General features: G+C 37.6%; 12 protein-coding genes and 8 tRNA genes. 16 read left to right on the top strand and 4 right to left on the bottom strand.

Translation table 11 applies throughout. The features are described from left to right. Positions 1-2: 2 nt before the first annotated feature. The 10 genes from uvrC (at position 3) to F580_RS0102980 (ending at position 4,074) form a co-directional block, all read left to right on the top strand. Positions 3-1,922, top strand: coding sequence for an excinuclease ABC subunit UvrC (gene uvrC, locus F580_RS0102935; protein WP_019026204.1), 1,920 nt, complete (start codon positions 3-5; stop codon positions 1,920-1,922). A 158-nt stretch (positions 1,923-2,080) separates the two neighbouring features. After that, on the top strand, positions 2,081-2,662 hold the full coding sequence (gene pgsA / locus F580_RS0102940) for a CDP-diacylglycerol--glycerol-3-phosphate 3-phosphatidyltransferase (protein WP_019026205.1): 582 nt from the start codon (positions 2,081-2,083) through the stop codon (positions 2,660-2,662). 247 nt (positions 2,663-2,909) lie between these two features. Next, positions 2,910-2,985, top strand: a tRNA-Gly gene (locus F580_RS0102945). 61 nt (positions 2,986-3,046) lie between these two features. After that, positions 3,047-3,120 (top strand) — tRNA-Cys (locus tag F580_RS0102950). Between the two features lie 11 nt (positions 3,121-3,131). Further along, positions 3,132-3,216 (top strand) — tRNA-Leu (locus F580_RS0102955). Positions 3,217-3,261: 45 nt separating this feature from the next. Next, positions 3,262-3,337: transfer RNA gene (locus F580_RS0102960), tRNA-Gly, on the top strand. A 68-nt stretch (positions 3,338-3,405) separates the two neighbouring features. Continuing rightward, positions 3,406-3,481 (top strand) — tRNA-Gly (locus tag F580_RS0102965). Between the two features lie 73 nt (positions 3,482-3,554). Then, positions 3,555-3,639, top strand: a tRNA-Leu gene (locus F580_RS0102970). A 156-nt stretch (positions 3,640-3,795) separates the two neighbouring features. Next, positions 3,796-3,871, top strand: a tRNA-Gly gene (locus F580_RS0102975). A gap of 118 nt (positions 3,872-3,989) precedes the next feature. Continuing rightward, positions 3,990-4,074, top strand: a tRNA-Leu gene (locus tag F580_RS0102980). Positions 4,075-4,247: 173 nt separating this feature from the next. On the opposite strand, the gene F580_RS0102985 is transcribed toward F580_RS0102980, so the two are convergent. Next, the gene (locus F580_RS0102985) at positions 4,248-5,903 is read right to left on the bottom strand and encodes an AMP-binding protein (protein ID WP_019026206.1); all 1,656 of its coding nucleotides are present in this window, start codon (positions 5,901-5,903) and stop codon (positions 4,248-4,250) included. Between the two features lie 247 nt (positions 5,904-6,150). Here F580_RS0102985 and F580_RS0102990 point away from each other — a divergent pair, with 247 nt between their 5' ends. The 6 genes from F580_RS0102990 (at position 6,151) to F580_RS0103015 (ending at position 16,164) form a co-directional block, all read left to right on the top strand. After that, positions 6,151-7,413 (top strand): lactonase family protein, encoded by a 1,263-nt coding sequence (locus F580_RS0102990; protein ID WP_019026207.1) that lies wholly within the window; start codon positions 6,151-6,153, stop codon positions 7,411-7,413. A 775-nt stretch (positions 7,414-8,188) separates the two neighbouring features. Further along, complete coding sequence (locus tag F580_RS23855; protein WP_019026208.1) at positions 8,189-11,029, top strand: EAL domain-containing protein; 2,841 nt, start codon at positions 8,189-8,191, stop codon at positions 11,027-11,029. Beyond that, positions 11,016-12,050, top strand: a complete 1,035-nt coding sequence (locus F580_RS25345) for a transporter family protein (protein ID WP_019026209.1) — start codon at positions 11,016-11,018, stop codon at positions 12,048-12,050. Before F580_RS23855 ends, F580_RS25345 begins: the two co-directional genes overlap by 14 nt. A gap of 29 nt (positions 12,051-12,079) precedes the next feature. Next, a complete protein-coding gene (locus F580_RS0103005; RefSeq protein WP_019026210.1) occupies positions 12,080-12,622 on the top strand; it encodes a YfiR family protein in 543 nt (180 codons plus the stop codon). Positions 12,623-13,092: 470 nt separating this feature from the next. Next, the gene (locus F580_RS0103010) at positions 13,093-14,325 is read left to right on the top strand and encodes an ABC transporter substrate-binding protein (RefSeq protein WP_019026211.1); all 1,233 of its coding nucleotides are present in this window, start codon (positions 13,093-13,095) and stop codon (positions 14,323-14,325) included. A 42-nt stretch (positions 14,326-14,367) separates the two neighbouring features. Continuing rightward, entirely contained in the window at positions 14,368-16,164 is a 1,797-nt protein-coding gene (locus F580_RS0103015; RefSeq protein ID WP_019026212.1) for a sensor histidine kinase, read from the top strand. Between the two features lie 211 nt (positions 16,165-16,375). Here the strand turns inward: F580_RS0103015 and F580_RS0103020 are convergent, their stop codons facing one another. The 3 genes from F580_RS0103020 to glmS are packed head-to-tail and all read right to left on the bottom strand — an operon-like array spanning position 16,376 to position 20,128. Further along, positions 16,376-17,614 carry a glycosyltransferase gene (locus F580_RS0103020; protein ID WP_051092034.1) on the bottom strand — a complete coding sequence of 413 codons (1,239 nt, stop codon included), beginning with the start codon at positions 17,612-17,614 and terminating at the stop codon, positions 16,376-16,378. Continuing rightward, positions 17,601-18,335 carry an acyltransferase gene (locus tag F580_RS0103025; RefSeq protein WP_019026213.1) on the bottom strand — a complete coding sequence of 245 codons (735 nt, stop codon included), beginning with the start codon at positions 18,333-18,335 and terminating at the stop codon, positions 17,601-17,603. The genes F580_RS0103020 and F580_RS0103025 overlap by 14 nt, the downstream gene beginning before the upstream one ends. Further along, entirely contained in the window at positions 18,332-20,128 is a 1,797-nt protein-coding gene (glmS, locus tag F580_RS0103030; protein WP_019026214.1) for a glutamine--fructose-6-phosphate transaminase (isomerizing), read from the bottom strand. Before glmS ends, F580_RS0103025 begins: the two co-directional genes overlap by 4 nt. Positions 20,129-20,189: the final 61 nt, after the last annotated feature.

Consider the following 20,189-nt stretch of genomic DNA (forward strand, 5'->3'; position numbering starts at 1 on the left):
CAATGCCTGCCAAAAACACTGACGACTTAGACAAAAAAGATCAACACCAAGCCTCTCTTTTTGATAGTGAGGCTTTTTTGCGTGTAGTGACGGAACAAGCGGGTGTTTATCGTATGTATAATAACCAGCAGGTGGTTATTTATGTCGGAAAAGCTAAAAATTTAAAAAAACGCTTAGAAAGTTATTTTCGCAAAGATGTTGGCTCCGTTAAAACACAAGTATTAGTCAAGCAGATTGCTGCTATTGAAGTGACCGTTACTCACACCGAAGGTGAGGCGCTAATACTTGAAAACAATTACATCAAAAAATATCAGCCGAAATATAATATTTTATTACGGGATGACAAATCATACCCTTATTTACTCATTACTGACCATAAGCACCCTAAGTTAGGTTTGCACCGTGGCGGTAAAAAAATAAAGGGTGAGTATTTTGGTCCATTCCCAACGGTTGGCGCAGTTTGGGAAAGTTTACGTTTAATGCAAAAGATATTTCCTATTCGCCAATGTGAAGACAGTTATTATCGTGCTCGGTCTAGGCCATGTCTCCAGTACCAGTTGGGACGGTGTTCGGCGCCTTGTGTAGATAAAATAACTGTTGAGAATTACCAAGTGCAAGTAAAGTTAGCCAAACTCTTCTTGCAAGGAAAAAGCTCAACGGTAATTGAACAGCTGGTTAGTAAAATGGAGTTGGCGAGTAACGAATTGCATTTTGAGCTTGCAGCTAAGTACCGTGACCAAATCGCAACATTACGCAAGGTGCAGCAACAACAATATGTTAGTGGCCATGTGGCCGAGCTTGATGTCGTCGGTTTATATCGTGAAAAAACTCAAGTATGTATCCATCTTCTCTTTATCCGGCACCATAAAATACTCGGTAGTAAAAGTTACTTCCCAACAATACCCAGTGAAAGTAGTGACAGTGAAATTTTGCAGGCGTTTATTGCCCAGCACTATTTAACGAATGATACGCTCAGTAATGGCAAAGTACAGGGCAGTATTCCTAAAGAAATTGTTATCAAGGAATCCATTGAGCAAGTAAAAGATTTGGCTAAGCTGCTCAGCGAACAAGCTGGCTATGAAGTTAAAATTTCAACCAATACCCGCAGTGAACGAGCTCAGTATTTAAAACTAGCCGGTACTAATGCCCAAACAGCCCTAGTTACGCGTAATAGCCATAAAGAGTCAATGCGAGCACGCTTTGCCGCCTTAAATGAGGTGTTTGAGTTAGAAAAGGGCATTCACCGTATTGAATGTTTCGATATTAGTCATACGATGGGACAGCAGACAGTAGCCTCCAATGTGGTGTTTACCCATGATGGGCCGCTTAAAACAGATTACCGTCGCTATAATGTCTATGGTATAACGCCTGGGGATGATTATGCAGCTATGGCATTTGCTTTAAATAAACGTTATGGCAAGTTAAAAGCTAATCCGGTAAAGCCAGAAGAACAGAGTGCTTTAGAAAAGTTACCCGACATTGTCTTTATTGATGGTGGTAAAGGGCAGCTTGCTAAAGCCGAAGAGTTCTTTAATCAGTTGTCACTGGTAAGGACGCCGTTATTAGTTGGTGTCGCTAAAGGCGAATCTCGTAAACCAGGGCTTGAAACCTTAATATTGGCGGGTAGTCATCAACTTATATCGTTACCAGCAACCTCGCCGGCACTACATTTAGTGCAGCATATCCGAGATGAATCGCACCGCTTTGCCATAACAGGGCATAGAGCGAAAAGGCAAAAGGTCAGTAAAAAATCGCGCTTAGAGTCAATTGAAGGCATAGGTGCTAAAAAACGCCAAAGTTTATTGAAGTTTTTAGGCGGGTTGCAAGAGGTTATGCAAGCGGATGTCGTCGCTTTAGCTAAAGTTCCCGGTATTAGTCATGTGCTTGCTGAAAAAATCCATAATGCTTTACATGAGAAATAGACGACGATCGCTGTATTTTAACCCCCACTTGAAAACACATTAAGGCTTTGCGCTGCAGTGTGCTATTCAAAATTTTTAGTTCTACTTGTCTTATTCAGCGATAGCACTGCTATAACAACTTGTGTAAACTAAAGAAAAACACTTGTAGTGAAAAATAGATGTGGACAATACCTAACCAAATAACCTTATTTCGGATCATCTTGATCCCTGTTTTCTTGATAATTTTCTATTTACCACTTTCGTGGAGTCACTTTGGTGCATTTGCCGTTTTTTGGTTAGCAGCCGTTAGTGACATATTAGATGGCTACCTTGCTCGAAAGCTTAATCAATCTTCTGCCTTTGGCGCTTTCATTGATCCCGTCGCCGATAAACTTATGGTTGTCGTTGCCTTAGTGATGATTGCACAGGACTATAGCTCCTGGTTGGTTTCTATTGCCGCTATTATCATGATAGCGCGAGAAGTCTTTATTAGTGCCTTGCGTGAATTTATGTCTTCTATAGGTAAACGTGATGTTATTGCTGTCTCTAATATGGGTAAATATAAAACCGCAGCGCAAATGCTGGGTATTATGGGGCTTATTTGGCAACCAGATTATGATATCCCACTAATTTGGTTTTATTTGCCACATGAAGTGATTAACTACCTTTCTTATGGCTTTTATTCTATTGCGACCATTTTAACCGTTACGACAGGGGTGAGTTACTTCAAAGCGGCATGGCCTGAATTAAAAGAGCAATAAGCTTTTCAAAGGATCGCTTATAACTAATGGGACGATTAATAAGCCTTTTAGTTAAAAATGGAACAAATAACTCGCTTTTTAAGCAGTTAGGATAAAAAGTTAATTTAAGTGTTGACTGGAAAATATTTAGATGTAGAATGCGTTTTCGTTGACAGGGAGTCAGCAAGTAAAGCGAACTGGCTAAGGTGATGTTACATATCTTACTAACGTTTTATTAGAATGTTGTAATTGTTAAACTTTAAATTAAGCGGCTGTAGCTCAGCTGGTAGAGCATCACGTTGCCAACGTGAATGTCACGAGTTCGAGTCTCGTTAGCCGCTCCAATTTAAGTTGAAACATTAATGTTCATTGATATTGATATCATTGATTAATCGTTGACAAAATGGCGGGTTGGCAGAGTGGTTATGCAGCGGATTGCAAATCCGTGTACACCAGTTCGATTCTGGTATCCGCCTCCATTTTGTATTATGCCCGGGTGGTGGAATTGGTAGACACAAGGGATTTAAAATCCCTCGCCGAAAAGCGTGCCGGTTCAAGTCCGGCTCCGGGTACCATATTTCAACGATAATTGGGAAGTAAAAAAGTAAAGCTCTCATGAAGCGGCTGTAGCTCAGCTGGTAGAGCATCACGTTGCCAACGTGAATGTCACGAGTTCGAGTCTCGTTAGCCGCTCCAATTTTAGTTAGTAAGACTAAAAGAAGTTTTACCGTAAAAGTAGTAAGTGAAGATTAATATTCTACGTAGCGGCTGTAGCTCAGCTGGTAGAGCATCACGTTGCCAACGTGAATGTCACGAGTTCGAGTCTCGTTAGCCGCTCCAAATTTCACTAAAATGAATAAGTAGGTTACCAATACCTACTATAAAAAACTCCCTTTATCTTTTAGATAACGATGCCCGGGTGGTGGAATTGGTAGACACAAGGGATTTAAAATCCCTCGCCGAAAAGCGTGCCGGTTCAAGTCCGGCTCCGGGTACCATTTATTTATAAGTAAAGTAGTAAAGCTCTAATGAAGCGGCTGGTGTCAGCTGGTAGAACATCACGTTGCCAAAAGCGAAGTGAATGCCACGACTTATGTTGATGAGAGTAGTCTCGTTAACCGCTCCAATAAAGTAAGTAAAAAAATCTCTATGAAGCGGCTGTAGCTCAGCTGGTAGAGCATCACGTTGCCAACGTGAATGTCACGAGTTCGAGTCTCGTTAGCCGCTCCAATTTTTTATAATTTGCGACAAGTTGTCAGTCATTTTTAACTAAAATGACAAGTGAATTTATAAAGAGTAGGTACCAACCTACTATAAAAATACTCCCCTTATCTTTTTAGATAACTATGCCCGGGTGGTGGAATTGGTAGACACAAGGGATTTAAAATCCCTCGCCGAAAAGCGTGCCGGTTCAAGTCCGGCTCCGGGTACCATATTATATTGTTAAATCAATACATTAAAAACATCTACTTTAAAATATATAAAACTAGCTAAACCTATTCATACCTTTGCTTTTATCCAATTTATCTAGCTAAAAATACCTCGTTAATTCACCATCTTTAATTATTTTCAAACAGTTAGCCTAAATAATATAGCCTTTAAATATTTATCTTTGTACTATAATTTTATCTGTAAATATATCAGGCAGTAACTTAAGGTAATGTTGTTCAATGCTATCGCGTTTTAGTTTCAGTGTTGGTGTTAAGAGTTCATTTTCACCTGTCCATGACTCGGCGCAAATAAAGATATAATCAAGTCTTTGATGACTTTCTACTTCGATATTGACCTGGGTAAGAGTCGCTAATAAATCCTGATGTATACGGCTATCAAAACGATCTTTCCCTTCACCTAAGACGACTAAAGCGATAGGTTGTTTCATGCCTAGGCCCATCACGCATACTTGCTCAATATCGCTATTACGACATAACATTTGCTCGATTGGACCTGGCGCGACATACTTACCTTTTGAGGTTTTAAACTCTTCTTTAATTCGACCAATAATTTTATAAGCACCATCGATAGTTAATTCCCCTTTATCGCCGGTATGGAACCAACCATCAGTAAATGCGACTTCAGTTAAATCGGCATTTAAATAATATTCTTCAAATACCGCGTCACCGCGGATCATTACTTCTTGTTGCGCTGACAATTTCATTTCAACACAAGCAATAGGTCGACCTATGGTTCCTAAATAATCAGCGTTAAATGGAAAATTTCCACATGATAAACCAGAGGTTTCACTCATGCCCCAACCTTCACCAATATTAACGCCGATTCTTTGAAACCATTGCAATAGTGATAATGGAATGGGAGCCGACCCCGAGGCAAAAACTGTGGCACTATTAAGGCCAAGCTTGGAACGGATTTTTTTCGCGACAATACGGCCGATAAAGGGTAATTTTAATAAGAAATTTAATTTTCTTTCTGGTATTTGATGTAAAACTTGCGCTTGAAATTTTGCCCATAAACGCGGAACAGACATAAAAAGAGTTGGCGATGCATAGCGTAAATCATCGATAAAACTTGCTAAACTTTCAACAAAGTAAACTTGGCATGCTGAATAGTAGGCAACATTTTCAACTACAGAACGCTCAGTTATATGAGCTAGCGGTAAATAAGACAAAACTTTATCTTTACGGGTAGTTTTATTGAGCTTAGCTGTACATTGACCTGCGGATGCTAAATTTAAGTGACTGATCACAACCCCTTTCGGATTGCCTGTAGTACCTGAGGTATAAACAATGGACATACAGTCATTAAGTTTAGGTTGATGAAGAATTGCTAAGGGTTGATACTCAGTCAGCCACGTTTGCCAGGTGTGCGAACAAGTAACCGTTGGATATGGAAAAGCAATAGTTAGCACAGAAGGTGGAATACTTGCCGTTGCTGCGTCTAACGAGTCTAGCTTACCGACAAAAACAGCCTTCATTTGGCTATGCTCAATAACATAGCTAATGGTCTTTTCACCTGCGGTTGCATAAATAGGAACACTTACCATTCCTGCCATCATTATTGCCAAGTCAGCGATAAACCATTGCGCACAATTTTTGGATAGTATTCCTATTCGATCGCCGTGCTGAAAACCTTGAGCAAGCAAACCTGCCGCTATAGTTCGTGCTTGTTGCTCGACATCAGTAAAAGAGAATACATGCCATTGGCCATCGACGGGTTGATGTAGAAAAGGCTGTTGTTGGTATTTACTACTATTAACGATAAAGTTTTGCAGTGTAGTTTGATAACCCATGCTATTTATTTTAATCATTATGAACAATCAAACCAGAATGGACGTGATCTTACTAATTAGCAAATATTTATGCAGATTTTCAGTTATGTCAATTTTCGTATCTAAGTGATAGTTATCAGGGATGATTTTGATTGCTAAGCAACGACCACTTTATACTCCAAATATAAATAAAAGCTACATTTTAGTATTAATTACATATACTTGGTTAAACATTAATTAGCGATAACATCATCAAGGCTATATTGTCTCCATAAGGTAGAGCATCATGTTAAATCAATTAAAGTATCGAAAAAACTATCATTGGACATCATCATCTTTAATTAAAAAATATGGATTAATCATTCTTTTAGTTAGCTTTACTTCTGGCTGTGTTTCTACTCATAGACCTTATTCGACTCAAGAGCCGATGCGAGAAAAACAAGTTCTTGAAGATAACCAGTTGCGAGTAGATGGGCTAGGAGGTGCCAGAGTCGCTGAACTGACACCAGATGGCACACAATTACTCGTTGTCAGTGCAGATGATAATTCATTGGCTATTTTTAATGTGGATTCAGATTTTCAACTTACCTTTCATCGGATATTTATAAACAATTCAACAATTGATGGTTTAAATGGTGCGGCATCCTTAGTCGTATCACCAGATGGGCGACGTGTTTATGTAGTGAGTTATTATGATAGTGCCGTGGCAATTTTCGAACAAGACGAGCAAGGTACTTATCAATTTATAAGAGCAATAAGAGATGGTCTGCCCTATAAGGACGTTTTTAGTGATAAAAAATCGGTGCAAGAAAAAGATAAACTTGGGCTTTTAGGCGCTTATGATATAGCAATCACCACTGATAATAGTCAATTGTTTGTAGCTAGCGTAGCAAGTAATGCAGTTTCCATTTTTGATATTAATAAAAGCGGCAATGTCATTTTTAATCATGCGATTAGAGATAGTGATAACACTGAATATGGGTTAGGAGGCGCAGTCAATGTCATTATTACTCCAAATAATTCTCAAGTAATAGTTGCTGGCTTTAATGAAAATGCAATAACCATTTTTAATCGAAATGTAAATGGTGGACTAGTGCATAGCCAGACATTAATCAATGGAAAAGAGGGCATCAAAAATATGAAAGCGCCTCAGGGATTAGCAATGTCGCCAGATGGTAACTATTTATACGTAGCCTGTGGAGGAGGCAATGCTATTATCGTATTTGCTAGAAACGATCAAGGCAGATATTCATATATTCAATCTATAAGTAACTCTGATGATGTTAATGGGCTTGGAGGTGCAGGGTATGTGACAACGTCTCCAGATGGACAGCGCGTATTTGTCGCCTCTGAAGTAGATAATGCGGTAGTAACCTTGGCAAGGCTCAATGATGGTAGATTGAAGATTCTTTCAGTGGTGAAGAGCGAAGGAATAAAAAAGGCGGATGAACTTAATGGTGCAGCCTCAGTCTATGTTTCACCCAATGGAAAGTACCTACTCGTCACTACCGGTAAAGGAGATTCTTTAATAGTGTACAGCCTTCATTAATTTACCGAGTCTTGCCTGACATCACCCATACAGTAACAATAAACCGTTACACATTAGGAATGTTTTATCAGGAGTGAAAGGCAGAGAAGTAGGTATAGCTAAATCAATCTATTGGGCGCTATGAAGTGCAAAGAGTCATGGTGATATTTAAAATCCCTCTCCAAATATCGTGCCGGTTCAAGTCCGGCTCCGGGTACCATTTTAATTCAATAGAATAACTGCGACATCTGTTCGGTTACTTCATAAATTTCAATTTATTAATATATACACTGTATGCCTTATTCTTTAAGATTAATAAAACCTCATCAAATACAATTCTATTCCGTTAAAAATAAAAATTATTCATAGCAACGTAGGACACATTGAAATATTCATAAAATAACCTTTTGTAATTGTTTACACCTACATTATTCACGCCCAGATTATTGGCGCAGATATTTTCGTCTTCGAAAGTAAGAGTCAAGAGCCAGCTGACTTATTATTTGCTTAACTGATCTCAGCAACTAGACTGATACCGATACAAATAAATAGGTGATCACTCTTAATGGACTAAATATTTCAATAGCGTCATTGCTTTAAATCTTAATAGCTAGCTATTACACTGCAACTACTCCTGTGTTGTCCTAAGGGTCTACATCCTTGTAGAAATCAATAAAAGCATTTGTTCTTGAAAATTTATCGTCATTGATATTTACTCACTAATTTACAGGCTTTGCTATAAAGTAAAGTCTCGCTTATTTCGACATAGTAGAATTGGATTTTTACAGGGAATAATATGGATAAAACAATCAATAACAAAGATTCTTTTAAAAGAACCTCTGTTAGCGTTGAAATAAAGACCATAGTATTAAAAGTCAGTTTTTTTACGCTAGTTATTGCTATGTTAGCTTTTTTTATAATCGATATTTTTAGTGTTCGTCAGCAACTTAAAGATAATTTAAACACCATAGCCCAAGTTACTGCCAACAATAGTGTCGGTGCTATTGCATTTGAAGATACCGACTTAGCTATTACTGTATTAGCCTCTCTCGATATGTTTCCAGGTATCGAATATGCAGCACTTTACACCAAGCAAGACAAGATATTCCAAGATAAATCCTACGACTCATTAAATTTTAATAGTTTAGTTAACACCAAGGTTAAAACCGCGTATTTTAATAATGGCTTTATTGAAGTAATAACCCCTATTAGTTATAACAATGAAGCTATAGGTTACTTATTTTTAGTCAGCAATACTAATGCGCAAAGTGAACGTTGGTTATATCAACTAGCGATTAGCCTTGTTATTTTAGTCATCTGTTGTTCTGTGGCGCTCTACTTGGCAAGTCGTCTGCCGCGTTCCATCACTTCAGCAATAAACAATATAATTGGCTGTTTTTCAGTTATTGCCCAATCGAGAGATTATTCCCAACAAGTCTCCTTTACTCAAATTAAAGAAATTGACACCTTAGTGAGCAGTTTTAACACTATGTTGGCTGAATTGGCCATGCAAGACAAAGAACTTAATCGCAGTGAAGAGCGTTTAACTTTGGCATTAGCGGCCAGTGAAGAAGGTATGTGGGATTGGTCATTAACGGATCGTAGTGTTTTTTACGATGCGCGGGTTTGCCAGATCACCGGTTATAACCAAGAAGACCTTGGCGGTAAAATGAGTCGCTGGAAGGCACTAATTCATAAAGATGATTATGCAGCTGTAAAGGCCAGTTGGATGAGTCATTACAAAAATAAATCCGAAATGCTTAAAAGTGAATATCGTATCCGAGCAAAAACGGGTGAGTGGCGTTGGGTAAAGGTATTAGGTAAAACGGTGGAATGGAGCAGTCATGGCAGACCGCTAAGAATAACGGGAACCATCACCGATTGCACTGAATCTCGCAAGTCTGAAGAGGAGCGCGCATTATTAACCACAGTCTTTAAGAATGCCCAAGAGTCAGTAGCGATATTAGACAATGATTTGACCATACGTTCGGCAAATCGTGCCTTTACTGGTTTGGTGAAAAAACCGATAGAACAAATCATTAATATCTCGTTGTCTTCTCTATTTCATGCCCATCACAATGTCGACTTCTTTATCGATATTAATCAGCAATTACAATTAAGTGAACATTGGGATGGTGAATTAAGATTTACCAATGACCAGGGCGAATTGGTGACCACTTGGTTAGAGATCACTCCAGTCAATTACAATAAATTAAAAGAAGGTAAAACGTATATAGCCACTTTTTCAGATGTTCTACAACGTAAACGAGTTGAAGATGAGTTACGCTATTTGGCAAATTATGACACGTTAACGGGGTTGCCTAATCGTCGTTTATTAGCTGAAAGATTTAATCATTCCTTAGCCTTATCTAAAAGATATGGTTTTACTTTTGCCATTATGTTTTTGGACTTAGATGGGTTCAAAAAAATCAATGATACTTTAGGGCACACTGTAGGTGATAAGTTATTAATGGAGGTAGCAAAACGATTAAAAACCTGTATTCGAGAGTCGGATACTGTTGCTCGTATGGGCGGCGATGAATTTGTCATTCTCATTGAAGACGTTGACAACAAACGAGTTATTAGTAAGGTTGCTGATAAAATAATCGACGCATTCCAACAAAAGTTCCATATTATTGAACAAGATATTAAGGCAACTACCAGTATCGGTGTGGCCATTTATCCAGATGATGGTCAGGATATGGATATCTTATTCAAAAATTCAGATATTGCAATGTATGAGGCCAAAAAGAAAGGGCGAAATAACTTTAAATTCTACAATACTGCAATGAATGATAAAGTGGCCGAACGAATGCGTATCGAATCATATTTGGATACAGCTATTGAAAACAATGAACTACGTCTATTTTATCAGCCGAAGCTTTCATTGAAAACACTTGAGGTGGTTGGTGTAGAAGCACTGATACGGTGGCAACATCCTGTATTGGGTTTTGTCTCCCCTGTTGATTTTATTAATATTGCGGAAGACTCAGGGCATATTCTGGCAATTGGTGAGTGGGTTATTCGTCGTGCTTGTGAAGATTTGTTAAAATGGCAAGGTAGTTTATTGCAAGATATTGATATAGCGGTAAATGTTTCTGCAAAACAATTTGAGCAAATTGATTTAGCCAAATTATTGAAAAGTATTTTATCTGAAAAGATGATACCCGCTAACAAGTTGGAAATTGAATTAACAGAAAGTTTACTGATGGCAACAGGCCCTCAAGCAATTCATACCTTGAAAAAATTAAAAGAGTTGGGTGTTAAACTGTCTATCGATGACTTTGGTACTGGCTATTCTTCGTTGCAATACTTAAGCTGTTTTCCAGTAGATTACTTGAAAATTGATCGTTCCTTTCTTATGGATATTGAAAATAATCAAAAAAATGAAACCATTGTTCGTGCAATTATTGCTATGGCAAAAGGATTAGGTCTTAAGGTTATTGCCGAAGGTATTGAACAGGAAACACAACTGGTGATGTTGCAATCTTTAGGTTGCGATCTTGGTCAAGGATTCTATTTTAGCAAACCTTTACCTCATGACCAATTTGTCAAATATTTCACCCAGCAACAAACAAACACTTCCTTGGTCAATTTAACTGCACACAACAGGTTAAATATTAATGAACTTAATTAATCTATCTAAATCGTTAAAGCTATTACTGTTGAGTCTTTTTAGTTCGTGCTGTTGGTCCGGAAATTTAACCGACCTTAACTTAGTCGAGCTTGGGGAGCTAGATGTGTTCACTGCCAGTATATTTCGGGCCCATATACATAATAAAAACCAATGGATGTTTTCTTATAATTATTCGGTTATGCATATGGAGCAGATGGCTCAGGGTAAAGATAAAATAACCAGTGAGCAAGTATTAGAAAATTATATGGCCACACCAACTGAAATGGATATGACCATGCAAATGTTTCATCTGATGTATGCACCGAGCAATAATTTAACAACGATGATCGCATTACATTATATGAATAAAGAAATGCGACATCAAACCCGTATGGGAGGGGAGTTTACTACGCGCAGTAGTGGCTTAGGAGATATTAAACTGGGCATCAACTATAAGTTTTATGAATATGATTATGACGTAAATAGTAATTACTGGTACAGCCTTTTTAATTTTACTTTACCCGTTGGCAGCATTGATAAAAAAGCTCAGACACCAGGTGGTTTTACAACGTTACCCTATCCAATGCAACTGGGTAGTGGTAGTTATCAAACCGAGATTGGCTTGGGTTTTACTTCTACTTTTACAGATAGGGCCTGGGGCATCGTTTCGTCAATACAAACCACACTGACACATAATGATGCTGATTATCATCATGGTAATTTGATTCAAGTAGATTTGTGGTACAAACAAGCCTTATCCGATACCTTTAGTTTTAATATCTTAACTCAATATTATGATCAGGACAGAATCTATGGCGAGGACGCTAGACTAAATAACATGATAGTACCGACAGCCGATGTCAATAACCAAGGATTTCGTAGAGTAGACCTTACGCTTGGTGTGGGCTGGCTGTTGGGCGAATTGAGTGCTACGCAACAGAGTATGAGTATCGATTATAAAAAACCTATTTGGCAAGACGTTAACGGCATACAGTTACGGCTAAATTGGAATGTTTCAGTAAATTGGCAAGTTAATTTTTAACTAAAATTAAAATAGCTTGGAGTCGTCTAATGTTTATCTTTCACCACTATCAAAGTAGAGTTGTTAATCATTTTGCTGTTTTAGTGTTGCTAATACTGTGTTTATTTTGTCAACGGGTAGTTGCACAAGATAATAATTACCAAATTAAAGCTGCCTATTTATATCAATTTAGTAATTTTGTGAAATGGCAAGTATTAAAAGATGAGTTTGTTATTGGCATCGTCAGTGATGCTGACATTATTGGCGAATTTGAAGTCATTGAAGGTAAAAAAATAAAAGGTAAACCGGTACGTTTTATTGCCATTCATCAATTAGAGCAACTCGATGATTGTTGCTCATTGGTCTTTGTGGCAATCGATAAAAAAGCCCAACTGCATAGTTTTTTGGCTAAGCTCAGGAATAAACCGGTACTCACTGTTTTAGATCATCAATACCCAAAAAACAGTAATGGCATGATTCAATTTGTCAGAAGCGGAACTAAGTTAAAATTTACTGTTAATAATACCTTAGCAAAAAATCACGGCATTAACTTTAGTGCATTTTTATTGCAAGTAGCTAAAGACGTTTATTAAACTGGAATGATGGGGCAGGTTTTGTATTTATCCTACTGATTTCATTATAAATTCAAACAAGGTGTTTAAAATCCACCCCTCATTAAGTATTACTATTTAAGTCCATATCAGGTTCCCCTCAAGGTACTATCAACAAACTTTCAGTACGTGATAAAGCAAAAACGATTGTCTCTGTAGTGAATCATATTCATTGCCGGGTTAAATATAAAGTGGCTACTATTTTAGAACCAAAACGGTGATATACAGTACCAGTAGTAACTATTCTACCGAGTAATGAGATAGTTACCAATATTTAGGTTTAGGAGGGAGCTATTTTCAAGCTGATAAAGCGACATCAGCAGTCGTTATTTTGTCTTTCCACAAGAAATAAATTTAATAAATTTAATCAATATTATTATTTATCAGCTAAAGTGATAACTTAACTATAATGAGTAAAGTGAGTATGTCATTAATTAATAAAAGGATAGTTTATGATTTTTATGAAATATGTATTTAAATTTTTAACTTGTACCAGTTTCATTTTTATCATTATTTATCCTTCCAATGCTCAGGCCCAGCAAAAGTATACTATTTACTTAGATGCTGACTTTAGTGGTGCGACAAATTCGAGCTTGGCCATACAACAGGGGATCACTACAGCATTAGCTGAAGTCGATAACAATATTCAAGGAATTCAGTTTGAGTTGGTTATCAAAGACCATAGAGCGAATTCTTTGCGCAGCTTACGTAATTTAGAAAAATTTCTAGTCGATGACCAAGCTTTAATGGTTTTTTCAGGCCTACATTCCCCGCCTTTATTAGCGAATAAAGCTTTTATTAATGACAATAAAATACTGCTTTTAGATCCTTGGGCAGCAGCAGGTCCAATTACGCGTACTACCTCAGCACAAAATTGGATATTTCGCTTATCCATTGATGATAGTAATGCCGGTAGCTTTATAAGTAAAAAAGCGATTGCGGAGGGTTTTAGTAAGCCTTATTTATTATTAGAAGATACTGGTTGGGGTCGTTCTAATGAAAAAACAATGATTCAAGCATTACAAGAGTTATCAATAAAACCTGTTGGTTTGTCTTGGTTTAATTGGGGCGCAGGGAAGAATCACGCCAAAGTATTACTTCGAGATATTAAAGCTAGCGGCGCCGATGTGATCTTTTTTGTTGGTAACTCGGTAGAAGGGGTTACCTTTATCAATGCTATGGTTGAATTGCCGCAAAATATACGTTTACCAATAAGAAGTCATTGGGGAATAACGGGGGGCGATTTCCCCCAAAAAGTACCTTTTAGTCAGCGTGAAAAAATAGATTTACAATTCATTCAGACTAACTTTTCATTTCTCGATGACAATTTATCGATTTTGGCTAAAAACGTATTAGCCTTAGGTATTCAATCAAATGTAGGTTTAACTAATAAAAGCGATATTAAAGCACAAACAGGTTTTGTTCATGCTTATGATCTCACTAAAATAATCATTGCGGCTATTAGACAAGTTAAGTTGACCGGTAATAAAAATCAGGACAAAATATTGCTTCATTATGCGTTAGAACACTTGGCTGAGCCTGTCGTTGGTTTGTTGAAAACATATCGTCGACCTTTTTCCCCGTATAGCAAGAAAAATCTTGATGCTCATGAAGCGTTGACTATTGATGATTACTCAATGGGGAGATATAACAGTAAAGACGAGGTTGTTTTGCTTAAAGAGTAAGAATTGTGAAGGTAATATTATTGAATGTGCTGAGTGGTATAAATGATTAAAACTACGGTGTCTTTTGCTTTAGCAAGGTTTGTCTTTATTAGTTGTGTAGGTTTAGCGGTGATTATTACCAGCTTAGTAAGCAATCACGTGGTTGATTTAGTTAATACTGAATATGAAAAAATAGCTAAAAGAGAAATTAATACCTTAAATAATAATTACCGTGTGCTGATAAATCACCATTTAATTTTATTGGAAGAACAATCCCAAGCGTCTCTTTTTGTGCAAGCCTTAATGCAGCCTAAAAGTAACTTGGGGAAAATAAAAGATTATATGGCGGGTTTAACATTATTAGGTCAACAGTATGATGAAACACTGCTTGATTTTGAGGGTACAACATTACACTCTACCTTTGAAAGTGTTATTAACTACAAAAAATTTCACTGGTTGAACGACCTACTTGCTCAAAAAGTGACTAGCTCTATTCAAATATTAAATATTGAGGGCCAGTTTTTTTGGTGTATAGCGTTTCCTGTATTATATAACCAGCAAGTTGAAGGCGTTTTACTCGCCAATATACCTCTAGATACCATTCATTCAGGTCAAATCGATACTGAGATGCTTGATGGTTTAATGATTGAAGTCGTGAAGGGGACACGAATCATCGCAACTTTTGGTAAACAGGTAATAGGCTCTAAGCAAAGCATACAGTGGCAAGATGTAGGGGTTAGTTTTAACTTCACCGTAGATGAATCTAGTAGGAACGAAGCCTTAGAAAACTTGGTTATTCAATTGGGGAGTTATATTATCCTCGCAATAGTATTGACAACATTGTTGGCATATCTGTATGGCTATCGCTATTTTGTTAAACCCATCCTCGCTCTTTCTCAGTTAACCTCTAGCCTTGAAAAAGGAAACGAGCACAAGGCGCTTCAAGAGGACTTAAGGTTTACTGAATTTGCTAGTTTATTTAAGCAGTTTAATCACATGGGGGAAGAAGTCGCCAAAAGGGAACGTGCGTTAAAACAAAGTTATAAAAAGATTTCAAATACTAATGAGGAGTTAAAACAGAGTGAGTCTCAATTGGTTCAATCTGAAAAAATGGCCAGTATTGGCGTGCTTGCTGCAGGTGTAGCTCATGAAATAAATAACCCTATCGGCTTTATCCGCAGTAACTTAGAAGTGTTAGAAGACTATTTTTCTGATATTGAAAAGTATTATCATGAATTCAACGAAACACTTATCAATGACCAAGATAAAGAAAACCATAAGAAGTTAGCAAAAAAATATGAACTTGAGTTCCTTTTTAAAGACTCGCCACCACTGATTAAAAGTAGTATCTCCGGCGTTGACCGTGTTACTGAAATAGTTAAGAGTTTAAAAACGTTTGCTCGTATTGACCATCCGGAAAAAGAACGGGTAGATATTAATGAAGGCTTACGCGCAACACTTAATATGGTCAATAACGAGTTAAAATATTGTTGTAAAGTGCATGTGGATTTACAACAATTGCCTCAAGTGCATGTTTTTCCTGGTAAATTGAACCAAGTATTTATGAATTTATTGATAAATGCGGGTCAATCCATAACGGGTAAAGGAGATGTTTTTGTCAGGACCTTTATCGAAGAAAACAGTATTGTTATTGAAATTGAAGATACTGGCTCGGGTATAGACGCCGATAAGATAGCACAAATATTTACACCGTTTTATACTACTAAGCCTGTCGGTGAAGGTACTGGCTTAGGTCTGTCCATTAGCCACCAAATAATAGAGCAACATGATGGCAAAATAACGGTCAAATCAGAATTAGGCAAGGGTAGTTGCTTCTCAGTTTACATACCAATAAGTTAAACTGATGCACTGACCATGCAGTCTCGATATCGAGAGATAATAAAATGACTTTGCGCGCTAATAACGTTAACCATTGTCAGATTGACTAAGTTAATAATGAAAACCGCATGGGTTATTAACTTAAGTAGCGCTGAACTTGCAGGGAGTCAATCAGCAAGGTATTTATTATAAATATAAAAGTAATATTACTTTATTTCCTGACACCTATTTTCTAACACTTAAGTAAGTAGCGTTGCACATCCAATGCTCTGCATTCCCATGATTCATCGATGACTGTCTCTTTTCTCAACTGCTTAATGTGAGTGATCTCAAGTAAGTCACTAATAGTATCGAGCTTGTCAAAATTAACTGCGGGAACTATCTCAGCATTTGCTAGCAATATTGCTTGGTGAAATGGTTTGGCGCCGTCAGCTATATTGAGATATTTTCGATATCCATTTAAGGCAGCAAAATCAGTTGTAACTATTGGCGTGCCACTAGCTAAATACTCTCTTAACTTAAGAGGATTACACATTTGAATCTGTTTATTGTTCACGAAGGGCAGGATAGCAACATTCCAGTTTTGTATGTACTTAGGCAAGTCAGTATGAGGCTTAGTCCCTAAAAAATAAACATTGGAAAACTGTTGTAGTTGATTAACATCGCAATCAATTTTACCGATAAAAATAAATCGCCAATGAGGTAATGCCTTAATGGTTCGCACTAATAAACTTTGATCTAACCACGTTGAAATACTGCCGTAAAAACCAGCGATAGGTCTACCAAGTGGTAAATCGTCAGGAATGATCGTTACCTTTTTGCTAAACAGTGAAAAATTAACGCCATGGGGAATATTAACCGCTTTTTCACTAGGAAATTTATCGAGTAACTTTTCACTAGCGGTAAAAATATAACGAGATTTTTCAATTAACTCACTTTCCTTTTGTGATACAAACTGATGATCAACACCTGCAAGGCTATTAAAGTCATCACCGCAATAATATACGCAAGGAGCATTGCTAAATAATTCTAAATAGTCAACCGAAGTAGGTAAAGATGCCCAAATGATAGCATCTGTTAAATTGAGTCCATCGCTGGCTAATTTAACTTGCCACTTCAAAATTGCCTTACTCAGTTTTAAAGTAAACCAGTTACTTGCACAGGGGATCACTAAAGGGTTAATGATGATGAAATGATTATTATTGTCCTTTTCCTCAGCTATATCACTCTTTTGCTGATTAAAAAGGAAAGACTTTACCTTACCGAACAGTCTTAGCAAATCATGCCGTGTTAGCCTTGGCTTTCTTAGGCCAATAGAATTAAGCCAAATAACAGGTCTATTTTTACTTAGTACTTTGACAATGTGCTGCGTGGAACTAGGATGCGCCCCCCAATCTTCGCCGAACACAATCAGCGGTCTATTTTTATTGGCATAGACTTTAGCTGTTGCCTTTGATTTACAAACACTCATGGCTTGCCTCCTCAATTGACTTTATAACCCTTGCCGGTACACCTGCAGCTAATACAAAGCGAGGTAAGTCTTTGGTGACCACACTACCAGCAGCTACTATGGTGCCGCGGCCAATGGTTACGCCAGGCATTACTTTTACACCAGTGGCTAACCAAACGTCGTCTTCTAAAATAATATCTCCGACTTGTGCGTCTTCATCAGGTTTACCTAAAGCGCGTTGTTTTGCATTAATGGGGTGTCCGGGATAACCGGCTAAATAACAATCCCCGGCAATGCGGACATTATTGCCAATGATGATAGTTTTGCCCACTGAGATTGAAGTTCGCCAGGCAATACCAACATTATCACCAATGATTAGTTGCGGGATGTATTTTCCGACAGCACGGCCACTGATTGTGGTCATAGCCGCTAACCTAACTTTATCTCCCATAATAATGTCTAAACTGCCGATTATTACGGGTAAGCCCCCATATAAGTAAAGCTGTTTTGGCTTGTTTTTAAGCCTAGATTTAAGTAAAGGCGTGTAATATAAAATGCGCAATACATCGGCAATAGTCTGTTTTAAAACAATGTGAACTAGGTAAAGTAACTTGAATACCAAAGGGATGTTCGGCAGCTCTATGGTTTTAACTTTAAACCATAGTGCTTTAATCAGTTGCGCAAAAAAGTTATCACTGTTTTTAGCCCACTGCTTAGCGTGGTTTATATTAAAGGTATTCATTCTACGGTCACTGATTTAGCTAAGTTTCTTGGTTGGTCAACATTCTTCCCTAAGGTTTGAGCACTATATAATGCCAGTAATTGCATAGGGATAACGCTAATTATCGGCAGAATGGATTCAGGTATTGCTGGCAGTTCAAAGAACTCATCGTCTCTTAGGTTAATATGCTCATTTATACTATGATCGCCAATAATAAATAGTGGTGCATTTCGCGCTTGTACTTCTTTAATGTTTGAGAGTAACTTTTCGGTCAGGCTATTTTTAGGTGCAATAACTAGCACAGGCATTTGCTCATCAAGCAATGCTATTGGTCCGTGTTTTAATTCCCCTGCAGCATAAGCTTCGGCATGAATATAGCTAATTTCTTTTAGTTTTAATGCACCTTCTTGTGCAATAGCGGTGAGTACGCCACGACCAAGAAAGAGGATGTTTGAATACTTACATAGTTTTTTAGCCATCAATTTTATATCAGCACAACGTTGTAATACTTTCTCCATGATGTAGGGCAATTGCACAAAATTTAATGCTAATTGTGTTAACTCCTGCTTATCTATAAAGGCTGTTTGTTTTGCGGCCTCAAGAGCCATTTTATAAAATATCGCTAATTGACAACTAAATGCTTTGGTTGAAGCAACACCAATTTCAGGACCTGCGTAAATTTCGAAGGTGAAATTTGCCTCTCGTGCGATGCTGCTATTGACAGCATTAACCAGTGCCAGTGTTTGTGCCTTTTTACTTTTCGCATAACGTAATGCTGCTAGTGTGTCTGCTGTTTCGCCAGACTGAGAGACAAAAATGGTTAATTCATTGTCGATGACAACAGGTGAGCGATAACGATATTCAGAGGCGATATCAACTTCCACTAAGATATTGGCGTATTGTTCAAACCACGTTTTTGCTACAGAGGCTGCGTAATATGAGGTGCCACAAGCAATAATGGTAATCTTATTTAAGTCCTTAAAGTTAATTATTGAATATTCGTTAGTGTGGTTATTAACCGACAGCCTTTTGAGTAGATCTACTTGTTCAAATATTTCTTTTTCCATGAAAGAGCTATGCTCTCCTTTAGAAACTGCTTTTACGTATTTTTTGTTATTAATAAAATGAATTTTTTTATTAATCGAGCGACTACAGCATTTTATTTCATTGCTATTTAACGTTATTAATTCATTATCTTCAGGATAATATATTTTACCGCTATCAGCACCTAAAGCCATGGCATCTGAAGCCATATAAGCACCATGACTTCCTTGTGATATAACTAATGGACTACCTTGCTTTACTGCATAGAGATTATTGTTAGCACCGTTAATTAGCACTCCTAGAGCATAGCTACCTTTTAACTGGCCGATAGCTTTCTCAATAGCCTCTTCGTGAGTCATTGGCTGAGCAAGGTAGTGATTTATTAAATGGGGGATCACTTCGCTATCAGTTGAACTATTAAAGTGATGGCCCCATTGCATTAATTGTTGCTTTAGGTGTAGGTAGTTTTCGATAATACCATTGTGTACAACTGATACTTGGCCATACTGATGAGGATGTGCATTGGTGACATTGGCTCTGCCGTGTGTAGCCCAACGGGTATGACCAATGCAACAGTCGCCATCAATAGGCTGCCTTGATAACCTGTGCTTAAGATTGGTAAGTTTTCCCTCTGCCTTTATCGTATGAATTTTATTGTTAGATAGTATTGAGATACCAGAAGAGTCATAACCACGATACTCAAGCCTGCCTAACCCCTCTAATACAGATTTTACTGCTGATTTTGCTACTACCCCGATAATTCCACACATAACAAATACCTCTTTATATTCTTAACTCACTTCTTTTTTATGATGTTGCAGTTATTAAGCC

Source organism: Colwellia piezophila ATCC BAA-637 (assembly GCF_000378625.1).
Taxonomy (GTDB): domain Bacteria; phylum Pseudomonadota; class Gammaproteobacteria; order Enterobacterales; family Alteromonadaceae; genus Colwellia; species Colwellia piezophila.

What these genes read in the sequence shown, in the direction of transcription:
- F580_RS0103025 (WP_019026213.1), bottom strand. Translation starts at nt 18,335, where the DNA reads ATGAATACCTTTAATATAAACCACGCTAAGCAGTGGGCTAAAAACAGT.
- F580_RS0103020 (WP_051092034.1), bottom strand. Translation starts at nt 17,614, where the DNA reads ATGAGTGTTTGTAAATCAAAGGCAACAGCTAAAGTCTATGCCAATAAA.
- F580_RS0102990 (WP_019026207.1), top strand. Translation starts at nt 6,151, where the DNA reads ATGTTAAATCAATTAAAGTATCGAAAAAACTATCATTGGACATCATCA.
- glmS (WP_019026214.1), bottom strand. Translation starts at nt 20,128, where the DNA reads ATGTGTGGAATTATCGGGGTAGTAGCAAAATCAGCAGTAAAATCTGTA.
- F580_RS0103005 (WP_019026210.1), top strand. Translation starts at nt 12,080, where the DNA reads ATGTTTATCTTTCACCACTATCAAAGTAGAGTTGTTAATCATTTTGCT.
- F580_RS0103010 (WP_019026211.1), top strand. Translation starts at nt 13,093, where the DNA reads ATGATTTTTATGAAATATGTATTTAAATTTTTAACTTGTACCAGTTTC.
- pgsA (WP_019026205.1), top strand. Translation starts at nt 2,081, where the DNA reads ATGTGGACAATACCTAACCAAATAACCTTATTTCGGATCATCTTGATC.
- F580_RS23855 (WP_019026208.1), top strand. Translation starts at nt 8,189, where the DNA reads ATGGATAAAACAATCAATAACAAAGATTCTTTTAAAAGAACCTCTGTT.
- F580_RS25345 (WP_019026209.1), top strand. Translation starts at nt 11,016, where the DNA reads ATGAACTTAATTAATCTATCTAAATCGTTAAAGCTATTACTGTTGAGT.
- F580_RS0102985 (WP_019026206.1), bottom strand. Translation starts at nt 5,903, where the DNA reads ATGATTAAAATAAATAGCATGGGTTATCAAACTACACTGCAAAACTTT.
- uvrC (WP_019026204.1), top strand. Translation starts at nt 3, where the DNA reads ATGCCTGCCAAAAACACTGACGACTTAGACAAAAAAGATCAACACCAA.
- F580_RS0103015 (WP_019026212.1), top strand. Translation starts at nt 14,368, where the DNA reads ATGATTAAAACTACGGTGTCTTTTGCTTTAGCAAGGTTTGTCTTTATT.